Annotated in this window: 12 protein-coding genes and 2 tRNA genes; 7 read left to right on the top strand and 7 right to left on the bottom strand. The window is 63.4% G+C overall.

Features of this window, described 5'->3' with window-relative positions:
* The first annotated feature begins 10 nt into the window (after nt 1-10).
* The 6 genes from pgsA (at nt 11) to ACYVOC_RS09380 (ending at nt 4,536) form a co-directional block, all read left to right on the top strand.
* Nucleotides 11-577: a CDP-diacylglycerol--glycerol-3-phosphate 3-phosphatidyltransferase gene (pgsA, locus tag ACYVOC_RS09405; RefSeq protein WP_116003354.1), complete on the top strand. Its 567-nt coding sequence runs from the start codon at nt 11-13 to the stop codon at nt 575-577.
* Between the two features lie 122 nt (nt 578-699).
* Entirely contained in the window at nt 700-1,785 is a 1,086-nt protein-coding gene (locus tag ACYVOC_RS09400) for a tartrate dehydrogenase (RefSeq protein ID WP_116003355.1), read from the top strand.
* A 284-nt stretch (nt 1,786-2,069) separates the two neighbouring features.
* Nucleotides 2,070-2,342 carry an HU family DNA-binding protein gene (locus tag ACYVOC_RS09395; protein WP_116003356.1) on the top strand — a complete coding sequence of 91 codons (273 nt, stop codon included), beginning with the start codon at nt 2,070-2,072 and terminating at the stop codon, nt 2,340-2,342.
* A 16-nt stretch (nt 2,343-2,358) separates the two neighbouring features.
* Nucleotides 2,359-2,434: transfer RNA gene (locus ACYVOC_RS09390), tRNA-Val, on the top strand.
* Nucleotides 2,435-2,491: 57 nt separating this feature from the next.
* Nucleotides 2,492-4,411 carry a SurA N-terminal domain-containing protein gene (locus tag ACYVOC_RS09385; protein WP_116003357.1) on the top strand — a complete coding sequence of 640 codons (1,920 nt, stop codon included), beginning with the start codon at nt 2,492-2,494 and terminating at the stop codon, nt 4,409-4,411.
* Between the two features lie 49 nt (nt 4,412-4,460).
* A tRNA-His gene (locus ACYVOC_RS09380) sits at nt 4,461-4,536 on the top strand.
* A 204-nt stretch (nt 4,537-4,740) separates the two neighbouring features.
* Here the strand turns inward: ACYVOC_RS09380 and ACYVOC_RS09375 are convergent.
* The 4 genes from ACYVOC_RS09375 to ACYVOC_RS09360 are packed head-to-tail and all read right to left on the bottom strand — an operon-like array spanning nt 4,741 to nt 6,542.
* Nucleotides 4,741-5,595, bottom strand: coding sequence for a hypothetical protein (locus ACYVOC_RS09375; RefSeq protein ID WP_461161636.1), 855 nt, complete (start codon nt 5,593-5,595; stop codon nt 4,741-4,743).
* A 3-nt stretch (nt 5,596-5,598) separates the two neighbouring features.
* On the bottom strand, nt 5,599-5,955 hold the full coding sequence (locus ACYVOC_RS09370; protein ID WP_461161635.1) for a hypothetical protein: 357 nt from the start codon (nt 5,953-5,955) through the stop codon (nt 5,599-5,601).
* On the bottom strand, nt 5,952-6,287 hold the full coding sequence (locus ACYVOC_RS09365; RefSeq protein ID WP_461161634.1) for a hypothetical protein: 336 nt from the start codon (nt 6,285-6,287) through the stop codon (nt 5,952-5,954). Before ACYVOC_RS09365 ends, ACYVOC_RS09370 begins: the two co-directional genes overlap by 4 nt.
* Before the next feature lie 3 nt (nt 6,288-6,290).
* Entirely contained in the window at nt 6,291-6,542 is a 252-nt protein-coding gene (locus ACYVOC_RS09360) for a hypothetical protein (RefSeq protein ID WP_461161633.1), read from the bottom strand.
* A gap of 351 nt (nt 6,543-6,893) precedes the next feature.
* On the opposite strand from ACYVOC_RS09360, the gene ACYVOC_RS09355 reads away from it, so the two are divergent.
* Entirely contained in the window at nt 6,894-7,730 is an 837-nt protein-coding gene (locus tag ACYVOC_RS09355; protein ID WP_461161632.1) for a KilA-N domain-containing protein, read from the top strand.
* A gap of 1 nt (nt 7,731) precedes the next feature.
* Here ACYVOC_RS09355 and ACYVOC_RS09350 read toward each other — a convergent pair whose 3' ends face one another.
* Genes ACYVOC_RS09350 through ACYVOC_RS09340 form a run of 3 tightly spaced genes read right to left on the bottom strand, consistent with a single transcriptional unit; the run spans nt 7,732 to nt 12,132 of the window.
* On the bottom strand, nt 7,732-8,109 hold the full coding sequence (locus ACYVOC_RS09350; RefSeq protein ID WP_461161631.1) for a hypothetical protein: 378 nt from the start codon (nt 8,107-8,109) through the stop codon (nt 7,732-7,734).
* The gene (locus tag ACYVOC_RS09345) at nt 8,106-10,295 is read right to left on the bottom strand and encodes a hypothetical protein (RefSeq protein ID WP_461161630.1); all 2,190 of its coding nucleotides are present in this window, start codon (nt 10,293-10,295) and stop codon (nt 8,106-8,108) included. The genes ACYVOC_RS09350 and ACYVOC_RS09345 overlap by 4 nt, the downstream gene beginning before the upstream one ends.
* Nucleotides 10,285-12,132, bottom strand: a complete 1,848-nt coding sequence (locus ACYVOC_RS09340) for a hypothetical protein (RefSeq protein ID WP_461161629.1) — start codon at nt 12,130-12,132, stop codon at nt 10,285-10,287. Before ACYVOC_RS09340 ends, ACYVOC_RS09345 begins: the two co-directional genes overlap by 11 nt.
* Nucleotide 12,133: the final 1 nt, after the last annotated feature.

Below are 12,133 nucleotides of genomic sequence, written 5' to 3'. Positions count from 1 at the left end.
AATCGCAGCCATGTTCTGGACCATTCCCACCATCATGACCTGGACGCGCATCGTCGCGATACCTTTGATCGTGGGGGTGTTCTACCTGCCACTGGACCCGGCGATGCGCAACCTCATCGCCACGGTGATGTTCGTGGTGTTCGCAGCCACCGACTGGCTCGATGGTTTTTTGGCCCGCAAACTCAACCAGACTTCGGCCTTCGGCGCCTTTCTCGATCCCGTGGCCGACAAGTTCCTTGTCTGCGCCTCGCTGCTGGTGCTGGTGCACCTGCAGCGGACCGATGTGTTCGTGGCGCTCATCATCATCGGGCGCGAAATTGCCATCTCGGCCCTGCGCGAATGGATGGCACAAATCGGTGCCAGCAGGAGCGTGGCCGTGCACATGCTGGGCAAACTCAAGACCACGGTGCAGATGGTGGCCATCCCCTTCTTGCTCTACGACGGGCGCGTGTTCGAGCGCATCGACACCGGCGTTTGGGGCACCTGGCTGATCTGGATTGCGGCAGTGCTCACGGTGTGGTCCATGGTGTATTACCTGCAAAAGGCCTTGCCGGAAATCCGCGCCCGCGTGAAGTAGTCAACGCGGCTGAAAGCGCCCTTGGCTGGGTTGCTCCGCTCAGTTCTCAACAGTTTTAAAGCGAAATCAGCCTTGAGCGCTTGATGGATAAGCGCAAGCAGCTATCAATAGAGGAGTATTCCATGCCCACGCACCGCATTGCCGTTGTGGCCGGAGATGGTATTGGCAAAGAGGTCGTTCCCGAGGGCCTGCGGGTGCTCGACGCCGTGGCCCGCAAACAGGGCATCGACCTGCGATTCGACCATTTCGACTTCGCCAGTTGGGATTATTTTGAACGCCACGGCAAGATGCTGCCCGACGATTGGAAGGCGCAGATCGGCGGCCACGATGCCATCTACTTTGGCGCCGTAGGCTGGCCCGAGAAAATCCCGGATCACATCTCGCTGTGGGGCTCTCTGTTGCTGTTCAGGCGCGAGTTCGACCAGTACGTGAACCTGCGCCCGGCCCGCCTCATGCCGGGCATCACGGCACCTGTGGTGCGGCGAGACGGCAGTGCGCGCCTGCCAGGTGAGATCGATATGCTCATCGTGCGTGAAAACACCGAAGGCGAATATTCCAGCATTGGCGGGCGCATGTTCGAGGGCACCCCGCGAGAGATCGTTCTGCAGGAAACCGTGATGACCCGCCATGGCGTGGACCGCGTGCTCCGCTATGCGTTTGATCTGGCGCAAGCGCGCCCGAAAAAACACCTGACCAGTGCCACCAAGTCCAACGGTATCGCCATCACCATGCCCTACTGGGACGAGCGTGTGGCCGAGATGGCGCGGCACTACCCTGAAGTACGGGTGGACAAGTTCCACATCGACATTCTGACGGCGCACTTCGTGCAGCGGCCCGATCAGTTTGATGTGGTGGTGGCCAGCAACCTGTTTGGCGACATCCTGTCGGACCTGGGGCCCGCCTGCACCGGCACGATTGGCATTGCGCCCAGCGCCAACCTCAATCCAGACCGTTTGTTCCCTTCGCTTTTTGAGCCTGTGCATGGCTCAGCGCCGGACATTGCGGGCCAGGGCATTGCCAATCCCATTGGCCAGATCTGGTGTGGAGCGCTCATGCTCGACTTTCTGGGTTACCGGGCCGCGCACGATGCGATCCTGGCCGCCATCGAAACCGTACTGGATCCCCGTGCGGACGGCCCCCGAACACCGGACCTGGGTGGTCGGGCGTCCACGCAGGATCTGGGGCGCGCCATTGCCAATGCACTGTGAAAGCGCGTTGTCAATCCGTAAAGATGCCAAGCGTGGCAGAGGTGTCAAAAAACGCACGCAAGGGCAATGGGTGCCATAAATGCGTCTAGAATTGCCCGCAACGCCGTTGCATTCCGGCCCCTTGTATTGACACCCGGAGAGTCGATGGCTTTAATCTGACACGGCGGCGCCTGCTGTGCCCACCAGTCAATCATTCGCCACCACAATGCCGCTTAAGAGCCCATTGGCGTATGGTGACCAGACCATCCAGAGACAATCCAACCATTTTTCCCGAGAGGCTTCTTGTGAACAAAACCGAACTGATTGAGCATATTGCGAACAATGCCGATATCTCCAAGGCTGCGGCTGCGCGGGCACTGGAGGCCACGATCGAAGCCGTGAAGAAGACGCTGAAAAAGGGCGGTACTGTTTCACTCGTCGGTTTTGGCACCTTTGCCGTGGGCAAGCGTGCCGCGCGCACGGGTCGCAATCCCCGTACGGGCGATGCGATTAAAATCAAGGCTGCTAAAGTTCCGAAGTTCCGTCCAGGTAAGGCATTGAAGGATGCCTTGAACTGATGGCAAGTTAACGGTGGGGTGCTTAGCTCAGTTGGTAGAGCGGCGCCCTTACAAGGCGTAGGTCGGCGGTTCGAACCCGTCAGCACCCACCACCGATGCAAAGGCGAACGAAAGTTCGCCTTTTGTTTTATGTCACAGAAAGATTGACCATGTTTGAATCCATCCGCAAGCACACCAAGATCGCTATGTTCTTGCTGTTCTTGCTGATCATTCCCTCGTTCGTGCTTGTCGGTATCGACAGTAGCTACTTCTCCGGCAGCAGCCCGGTAGTTGCCCGTGTTGATGGCCATGACATCACGCAAGCGGAATGGGATTCCGCCCACAAAATGGAGTCGGATCGCATGCGGTCGCAGCAGCCCACGATGGATGCCAAGCTGCTCGATTCACCTGAGGCGCGCTATGCCACGTTGGAGCGCATGGTGCGGGATCGCGTCCTGCAAATCGCTGCGCAGAAGATGCACCTGGCGACCAGTGACGCCCGTCTGGCTCGCAGCCTGCAGGAAATTCCGCAAATCGCGGCGCTGCGCAAGCCCGATGGTTCCTTGGACAGCGAAGGTTATCGTGCCCTGGTCGCCACCCAGGGCATGACACCGGAAGGCTTTGAAGCCACCATGCGGCGTGACCTGGCCGTGAGCCAGGTGCTCGGTGGGGTCATGAGCACCAGTTTTGCCACGGATGCGCAAACCAATGCAGCCATCGGCCCGCTGTTCCAGCAGCGCGAGATCCAGGTGGCATGGTTCAAGCCAGCCGATTTCGCCGGCCAGGTCAAACCCTCCGGCGAGCAATTGCAGGCCTACTACAAGGAGCACTCCGACCAGTTCCAGCAGGCCGAGCAGGCCACGGTGGAGTATGTAGTGCTAGACCTCGAGAGTCTGCGCGCCGGCATGGTGCTCAACGAAGACGACCTGCGCACCTACTACAAGGAAAACGCGGCGCGCATGGCCGGCAAAGAAGAGCGCCGTGCCAGCCACATCTTGATTACTGCGGGCAAGGATGCCCCAGCGGCTGAGCGCGAAAAGGCCCGCGCACGCGCCACCGAATTGCTCGAGCAGGCGCGCAAGACCCCTGGCGCCTTCGCTGATTTGGCCAAAAAGAATTCCCAGGATTCGGGGTCGGCCACACAAGGTGGTGACCTGGGCTTCTTTGCACGGGGCGCTATGGTCAAGCCCTTTGAAGATGCCGCTTTTGCCTTGAATAAAGGTGACATCAGCGATGTGGTGGAGAGCGATTTCGGGTACCACGTCATCCAACTGACGGACATCAAAGCACCGCGCACCCCCACTTTCGACGAATTGCGTCCGAGCATGGAAGCCGAGTTGAAGCAGCAGCAGGCGCAACGCAAGTTTGCTGAGGTGGCCGAGTCTTTCACCAATACGGTCTATGAGCAGTCCGATAGCCTACAGCCTGTGGCGGACAAACTGAAGCTGAAGATCCAGACCGCTAAGGGCGTGGTACGCACGCCAGCGCTCGGAGTCGCGGGTGCCTTGGCCAACCCCAAATTCCTGGAGGCCCTGTTCTCGTCGGATTCTCTGGAGAACAAGCGCAACACCGAAGCCGTGGAGTTTGGCCCTAGCCAGATGGTTGCAGGCCGGGTTACGGAGTACACCCCAGCGCGCACACTGGCGTTCGATGAAGTGCAAACCCAGGTACGCCAGCGTTATGTCGCCGAAAAATCTGCAGAACTGGCGCGCAAGGAAGGTGAATCCAAGCGCGCAGCGTGGGCAGAGAAGGCCGGCAGCGCAACGGGCCTTTCCGCACCGACTGTGGTCGCGCGTGACCAGCCCCAAAACCAGCCACGTGCGGTGGTGGATGCCGTTTTGAGCGTTCGTGCGGACGAACTGCCTGCATGGACCGGTGTGGACATGGGCGACATGGGCTACGTGGTAGCCAAGGTCAACCGCGTACTGCCCCAGGTCACGCCCGAGCCGCAAGTCAATGCGCAGCGCCACCAGCAATACGTACAGTGGTGGTCGGAGGCCGAAGGCCTTGCCTACTATGAAACGCTCAAGCAGCGCTACAAAGCGCAGGTCAAGGTGCCACGCCCGGCACCGGCTGGCGCCGAAAAATGATGTACTAGTGCGGAAGGCATCTATTTACAGGTTATAATTTAAAGCTACGGTGGCTGTAGCTCAGTTGGTAGAGTCCAGGATTGTGATTCCTGTTGTCGTGGGTTCGAGCCCCATCAGCCACCCCAAGTAAACAAAGGAAACCCCGCTATTTAAAAGATAGCGGGGTTTTTTGTTTTCCGTTGCTTGTAGGCAATCTGTAGGCAAGTTGGCCAAATGCAGCACCAAGCGCCAGCAAAGAAAAAGCCCCACGGGCGGGGGCTGGGGGCTCTGAGCGATACGGGATTTTCCGTATCGGCTGGTGTGTGTGCGGTGGCACCAGCGGCCGGGCATCAGCCCATGGAGCAGCCGATGGGTAGCAGCAATTCCATCTGTGCAGCCGGTTCCGTGCGTACCGTGCTGCGTACCGCTTCTTTTCGTACCAGCGGCTTCGGCCTTCGCCTGGGGCTGGTGGGTCGTGATGCTGCCTCGCGCTTCCGGCTGGCGCTGTCGCCATCCTGCCCGATGTTCGCCCGCGTCTCCTGCACCCCTTCAACAGCCTGAACATCCTTCGCTGCGCTTGCCGGTAGATGGTTCTCTAGATGGTGTCCGTGTGGCGGTACAGAGAGAGCACCAAAAACACCCCGGATAGTACCGTGGGGCGGTACAGGAGCGGCCTTCTCTGTACCGTGGGGCGGTACTATGGGGCGCTCTATTGGACCGTGGGACGGTACAAGGGATGCGTTTTTCTCTGTACCGTGGGGCGGTACAAGCGGAGTAATTTTTGCAGCGTCCTGCGCCGGGACGCCATGGCGGTACGCGCCCCGCTGGAACCCCTCCATGCTGCCCACGTCATAGCCCGGATGCCGGTCAAGTGCTCGCCATGTCACCGCATATCGGGCTGCCTTGTTCGGGCGCTGGCCCTTCACCGTCTCGAAGATGAACCCGGCGTCCAGCAGTTCCCGCTTGGCCTTGGTCAGCATGTCAGTCGAGTTCCAGCCCCGGCCTGCCATGTAGGCCCGCGACAGCTGCAGCCAGCCGTTGTTGTCCCGCGTGAACTGCCTCGCCACCTCCAGCAGCAGGGCACGGGCGTGCATGGACAGGCGTAGATAGGCGGGCGAGTCCAGCACCACCCAAGGCAGGGCCACGAACCCGCCCGCGTCCCGGCCCGCATCGCCCCGGCGCAGCTTGTTGCGACCGTTCGCCATGGGTCAGCCGTTCAGCCAGCGTTTCAGGTACTCGGCTGCCTGGGCTCGAAGCTCGGCGGCACGCTCGGGACATTTCGATGCTTCCGCCAAACTCAAACACAGCAAGCTCTCGTCAATCTCCGTCCACACGCGCACAAAAAGGCGCTCCATGTCATCCATCGCAACGGCCAGGGCGCGGGCATCTGGGGCGTCGAACTTCTGCGCCCAGGCTCGAACCTCATTCACAAGGCGGCGGGCCTCCCGGTTTGTGTTCGGTGCTCCCTCCCAGCTCTTGCCGATGGGCGTGGTGACCAAAGGGGGTGTGGTCTTTGGGCGTTGCTCCGTCAGCGTTACCAGCTCTGCGGCGTTGATGGTGGTCATGCTGCACACCCTTCCTTCGCGGCACGATTGTTGATGCGCTCGATGTCGCAGTGGGCATCGGACGCCAGGGCGTGCACGGCCTCAATCAGGCCAGCGCTCAACCACGCACCCAGGCACAGGGATTCACTGTCGTCTGCTGCGATGAGCACCGCCGTGATGGCACTGATGCCGCGCAATCGGGCCGTGATGCCTTGCACGGTGCTGCAGCTCAACAGCAGGTCGCGGGTGTAGCCGCACGCGGCCTGCTGTTGATACAGGCGGTGCAGGTCGATGGGCGCCGATTCGTCGGGCACGCTCACGCCTGCCTGGGCGGCTTTCTTCGGATGGGTCATGACTCAGCCCTCCGCCAGTTGGTTGACGGACGCCAGGGCCTGGGCCAGCTTGCGCCGGGCGGCGGCGAAGTTGCCGCGCTCGATGTAGCAGGACGCCAGGTTGCAGGCGTTGAAGGCTGCGAGAACGGCGGTCAGGTTGATGGTGGGAATGGTGTCCGGGGTGGACTGGGTGGGCGCGGATTTGCGCTCCGTGATTGCGGTTATGGTCTTGATTCCTGCAGGTGAACCAATAAAAACCACCGTTCGCGTTTTCAAGCGCAGCGGGGTGGACGGGATGTTGAAAACACGCCAGCAGACGTGCGGCCATCCTTGCGGGTAAGCCCATCCCGCCCGAAACCATGGGGGTGCTGGCGGACCAGCTCCCGAAAATTGGGACGTGACAAAACCCCGCTTAAAGGTGGGGGCTGCTACCTCTGCTGGTTTGGTGTTTTCAAGCACCGGGCCTTTCGGCTTGGGGGCAGTGTAGCCCAAGATTTCGCAGTGGAGCAAGGGCTCATGCGGAGATTGGCCTGGCCCTGGAGGGGGGGCAAGCCCCAGGCATGAAAAAGCCCGCGCGGGGCTGGCTTGGTGGGACTCGTAAAATGGGCCATACAGCAAGGAGTGCGCATGGCCACTGGTGACAAGAGCTTGACAGTTCAGGGTGTAGAGATTCACCTGACCACAAAGGGGGAAGAGGACTACATCAGCCTGACGGACATGGCCTCGAAGTTCGAGGCCGGGCCATCGCTGATTGATTCGTGGCTTCGGTCGAAGGACACCATTGAATTCCTTGGTGTATGGGAGCGCCTGAACAACCCTGGTTTTAATTCCGTCGAATTCGACAGAATTAGATTGGATGCCGGTACGAACCGGTTCCGGCTCTCGGTTAAGAGGTGGGCCGAAGATGTGCGCGGCGTTGGTATCGTCGCCAAAGCCGGGCGCTACGGCGGCACCTTTGCACACAAAGACATCGCTTTTGAGTTCGGCTCCTGGCTCAGTCCAGAATTCAAGCTGTACCTGATTACCGAGTTCCAGCGGTTCAAGCAAGCAGAAGCCGAGCGTGGATTGGACTGGGATGTGCGCCGGACCCTGTCGAAGGTTCAATATCGGGTACATACGGATGCCGTACAGCAGCACCTTATCCCATCGCAGCTCACACAAAAAGAGGCTGGTTTTGTCTATGCCAGTGAGGCGGATGTCCTGAACAAGGCGCTTTTCGGCGTGACCGCTGCAGAGTGGAAACGTGCGAATCCTAACGCCAAAGGCAATTTGCGTGACAACGCCACCATGGAGCAGTTGGTGGTGATGTCCAGCATTGAAAGTCAGAACGCGCTTCTCATCCAGCAGGGTGTTCCGCAGTCGCAGCGCCTTCAAATGCTCAATGGTCTGGCTCGCGCTCAACTCCAGTCGCTTCTGTCGAACCCCAGTCTGCCTCCTTTGCGGGGTGGCCCTCTTCTGAGCTGAATCAGATAGCGGCCCTGCCCGTGGCAATCCCCAGCACCTGCATGACAGCCCCGGCCTGCAGCATCGCCAGCGCCCGGTCCTCGCGCGGCGTCAGGGTCAGCACATCGTCGCCGATCTCAATCTTCACCGTCCCATCCGTCAGCACGGTCTTGCTGATGCTGCGCGCGGGCGGGTGGACCTCCACGGGCACGTACACGCCGCGCAGCACCCCCTTGACCCGGCCGTCATCCAGCAGGGCGCGCAGCCGGTCATCCACGATGCTCTGTTTCAGGCCCGTCAGCTCAGCCACCGTTTCCCGGGTGGCCACCTGCTCCAAGGCGTGCAACTCGCACACGGCGTCGTAGATGCGCTGGGTGCTTGTCGGTGCTGGCGCTGTCATTGGCCACCCTCCAGAGTCATCAGGGTACCGAACGTCGCACCTGGCAGGCGGCCGGCGTCCTGGGCAGCGCGGCGCGCAAGGGCCGGGCCGATGTTCTGCGCCTGCCGCTGCTGCTGCGCCCGCGTGACCGTGGACACCGTGGGGCCAATCCCCAGAAGCGGCAACTTGGCGGCCATGCGGTCGAGGAAGTCCAGCCCCCGGCCCATCAGCAGAGCTGAAGAGTTGCTGTTGTTCACGGCAGAGCCCACAGGCTGCACCGTGGTGTACTGCGCCACCTTGCCTACGGCCTTGAGCTGGGCGATTTCCTCCTTGTCGAAGAACTGCGCCAGCTTGCGCGGCCCCAGCGCCAGCAACGCCCGGTTGTAGCCGCTGGCGCTGAACTTGCCCGTCTCGTCGGATGCCGCACCGATGGCGGCAGCCTTCAGGTGACTGGCGATGCCGCCGCGCACGGCCTCCAGTGTGGTGGGGTCGCTGCGGCGCAGTTCGTCGGCCATCCGCCCGGTGTCCGCCGCCTTCGCGTTGCGGCTGATGACGTACTTTTGAACGAAGTCATCCGGCGCGGCGCTGCCCTCGTACACCGCCTTCAAGCCGGGGATGCGCTCCACGCGCTGCATCATGTCGCGGTTCGCCAGTCGGGCGCGGCTGAATGCTCCCAGCGCCTGCTCGCCCAGTTCCACGCCGCCGGCATACGGCTGTGCACCGCCCAGGGCGCGGGCGCCTGCAGCAGGTCCAGCGCGCCCCAGCTCCATGACAGGGGCGTCGTCCAATGCCTGGCGCACCAGCCCCAGCGCCATGCGGGTCTGTCCGTCGTTCGTGGCCCGCTGCAGCTTGCACATGGCGGTTTTGAGCTGCTCGGCATAGTCCACCGTGAACGGTACTTCGCCAGCGGCAATGCGGTTCATGTGCTGCTGCACCGATGGCGGCAGGGCACCGCCCAGCAAGGCGTCATCCAGTAGCTTGCTGGCCGTGGTGGTGAAGGTGTGCCCATCCAGCGGGAAGGAGCGCCCCGCGCTGTCTCGGGCCTGGCTGTAAAGGTCACCTATGGCGGCCTTGTCGGCATCCAGCCCCCGCTGCAGGGCGCCGATGGTCCGCGCGCCTACCGAATGCGCGTCGTCTGCAGCCCCGGCCCCGAGCCGGTTCATCGCAGTAATCAGCGCGGCATTGTTCTCGTTCTGCACCTTCGCCAGCCCGTGCAAACCGGTGTCGGTGGAGTTGATGCCCATGCGCGCAAGATTCTGTTCGCGGGTGATTTGCGCCGGGTCCAGGGTCAGCGTGCCACGGGTAGGCGTGGCTCCCACGCGCTGGAAGTCCACCAGCCGGGCCAGCGCGCCAGCATCGAGAGACTGGCCCGCGCCCATGGCGCTCTCAGCATCTGCACGCACGGCCTGCCGGATGCGCTCGGGCACATCCTGCCAGTTCACCCCGGCAGTTCCCAGGGCCTGCTGAATCTGCTGCTCTACCTGTTGCGCGCGGCCGGGCAGCAGCTTCCCAGCCCACTGCAAGCCGCTGCGCACCGCCGGAACCGCGCTGCCCGCCGCAATCCCACCGGCCAGGCCCGCAGCCAACTGCATGCCCTCGCTCCCTCCGGCTTCACGCGCAATACCAGCGCCAGCGCCAGCCCCGGCAGCGCTGGCAATCTGTGTTCCAGGGTTGGCGGCCATCAGTTCGGCCGCAGCTTGGAGCGTGCCCGGGGCGGCCACCCGCGCCACTTGGCGCGCAGCCCCGGCCATGCCCGCACCGCCAGCCATGAAGCGGGCGGCATCGCCCACAACGCGCTCCGTCTCGTTCGCGGGCTTGGGTAGGCCGATGGTGTCGGCAATACCTTCCATGGTCTTTCCCATGGGCTTGCCTTCGGGCTGCCCAATGGCGCGCATGGCCGGGTCTGTGACCAGGTTGCGCACCGGCTCCGTGACAATCTCGGCCGCCTGGCCCAGGCCCTCCAGGCCATAGCGCGCCGTCAGGCCCACCTGCCGGGCCAGCTCCTTACCGCCGTCCACCACGCGCTGAGCGATGCCGGGGGCAGTTTCCGTGGATACCGGAGTGGATACCGCTGGGCTGGCCGCCTCGGGCGCATCCCATTGCACCTTGCTGGCGTCGATACCCGCACTGGTGGCGGGCTGGGCGGGCTGGCCAGGCGTGCCCGGCTGGGCGTCATCCCAGGTCACTTTGCTGGCGTCAATCTGCATAGCTGATGCTCCCGTCGCTGTACTGCACGACCTTGCGGCCGTTGATGGTGCCGGTGCGGCTGACGGCGCGCTGTGGCTGTTGGGTGGGCTGGCCGGCGGCCGTCACCTGCTGCACACGCTTTTCGCTGTCGGGCACTTCGGCCAGCACGCCCCGGGTGGCAAGTTCGCGGTTGCGGCGCTTCTGTTCAATCACCTTGTCGTCATCGCCAATCTGCGGGAAATACTGGCGGCGTGCGTTGTCGAACTCGCTATTGCTGATGGCAGCCCCCGATTCGCGGCGCAGTACGGCATTCACGAAATCACGCTGCGACTGCTCAACCTGCTGCTGTTTGGGGCTCTGTGTCCAGTTCATCACGCCACCCAGCCCGACAACATCGGCGGCGCTCTTGATGTCGCCCGGGCGCGTCACCCCGCTGTTCGCCAGTGCGTCAAGGTTCTGGCCCGACTGCTGCATGCGCGCGCCAAACTGCAGCGCCTTGGCCTGGGTGTCGTTCAGGTTGTTGCGGCCCTTGGGGGTGTTCGGGTCGGCCGGCCCGCCCGGGATGTACTCCAGTCCGGTGCCGTCAGCCTTGGGGCGGTAGCCAGAGGGCGCACCATCCCGGCTCAGGCGCGCTGCGTCGATTGCGAGACGCTGGCGGGCGATGCCGTCCTGGTTGTCCTGGTGCTGGGCCGTGCGGCGTTCGCGGATGTCGGCAAGGGCCTGCTGCAAGCGGCTGCGCTGGGTTTCTCCAGCCTGTTGCATGCCCTCGCGCTGGATGCCTGCGTTCTCGCGCATGGCGGCTGCGTCCACGCCGGGCTGCGCGCCGCGCAGGGCTGCATCGGTCTTGGCAAGCTCCATGGCATAGGCTCGCTCTGGCGAGACAACGCCCTTGCCGTGCTTGTCCCATTTCCCGCCGTCGTTGGTGATGGAAGTAGCCGACACCATGGCGTTGCGCAGGTCGTTGCGCGCCTGCCAGGAGTTGCCGCTGTGCAGCACCTGGGGCGCCTGCACTGCCTGTGGCGCGAAGCCGCCGGGGGCAAAGCCGCGTGCCTCGATGCGGCCCATGGACTCCTGCTGCTGGCGTGCTGCAAGCCCATAGGCGGCGGCCATGTTCTGAGCCGATGGCAGGCCGCGCGGCGTGGCGCCGTCCACGGCACCCTGCGCTGAATCGGAATAGCTGTTGCCGCTGCGGTAGACGCCTGCCATCACCTGGCTGGCCTCGGGCGTGCCGGGCTTGGCGCCCACAATCCCGCGTTCCTGTGGCGCTGCGCTGGAAGGGTTGACGAAGCCACGACCAGCGCCAGCACCCGCGCGGTCTTCGGCGGCTGGCTGTGCTGCAATCCCAGCAGGCGCGAACCCGCGCACTGCCGACGTGGCGCCCGGCCCCGTTGCCGGTTGTGCAGCGGGCTCGGGGGTGCGTCCTGGCTGTGTGCCAATGGGTGCTGGCACCTGCGCAATGCGGTTCGCGCTGGCGCCGCCGTCATTGGCCAAGCCGCCCACCTGGGTGACACCGGCATCCCGCGCTGCTGCCGCCGCGTCGCCGAAGCTGTTGGGGCGCTTGGGGTTCTCGTCCTCGACCAGGCCACCATTGGCGAAGAACTGGCGCGGTTCCTCCGGCTTGGCCTTCGGTGCGAAGCCGCGCGCGGGCGTGTGCGTGGCGTTCACCACACCCTGCAGCGCTTGCGCGCCGCCCATCGCGTTTACGGTGTCAGGCGGGAGCACGAACTCCCCGGGCTTCACCATGGCATGGACGCTGTCAGGGGCCTGGTTCTGCGCCTGTGCCAGGGCGGCTGTCATGGCGGGGCGGAAGCCTCGGGCCTTTGCGGGGCTCTTGGCTGGGGATTGAAATCCGCGCATT

It is taken from the genome of Simplicispira piscis, assembly GCF_054783455.1.
The sequence above is the reverse complement of the archived record's forward strand: the minus strand, read 5'-3'. Positions and strand labels throughout refer to the sequence as shown.

What these genes read in the sequence shown, in the direction of transcription:
- pgsA (WP_116003354.1), top strand. Translation starts at nt 11, where the DNA reads ATGTTCTGGACCATTCCCACCATCATGACCTGGACGCGCATCGTCGCG.
- ACYVOC_RS09400 (WP_116003355.1), top strand. Translation starts at nt 700, where the DNA reads ATGCCCACGCACCGCATTGCCGTTGTGGCCGGAGATGGTATTGGCAAA.
- ACYVOC_RS09385 (WP_116003357.1), top strand. Translation starts at nt 2,492, where the DNA reads ATGTTTGAATCCATCCGCAAGCACACCAAGATCGCTATGTTCTTGCTG.
- ACYVOC_RS09375 (WP_461161636.1), bottom strand. Translation starts at nt 5,595, where the DNA reads ATGGCGAACGGTCGCAACAAGCTGCGCCGGGGCGATGCGGGCCGGGAC.
- ACYVOC_RS09370 (WP_461161635.1), bottom strand. Translation starts at nt 5,955, where the DNA reads ATGACCACCATCAACGCCGCAGAGCTGGTAACGCTGACGGAGCAACGC.
- ACYVOC_RS09365 (WP_461161634.1), bottom strand. Translation starts at nt 6,287, where the DNA reads ATGACCCATCCGAAGAAAGCCGCCCAGGCAGGCGTGAGCGTGCCCGAC.
- ACYVOC_RS09355 (WP_461161632.1), top strand. Translation starts at nt 6,894, where the DNA reads ATGGCCACTGGTGACAAGAGCTTGACAGTTCAGGGTGTAGAGATTCAC.
- ACYVOC_RS09350 (WP_461161631.1), bottom strand. Translation starts at nt 8,109, where the DNA reads ATGACAGCGCCAGCACCGACAAGCACCCAGCGCATCTACGACGCCGTG.
- ACYVOC_RS09345 (WP_461161630.1), bottom strand. Translation starts at nt 10,295, where the DNA reads ATGCAGATTGACGCCAGCAAAGTGACCTGGGATGACGCCCAGCCGGGC.
- ACYVOC_RS09340 (WP_461161629.1), bottom strand. Translation starts at nt 12,132, where the DNA reads ATGCGCGGATTTCAATCCCCAGCCAAGAGCCCCGCAAAGGCCCGAGGC.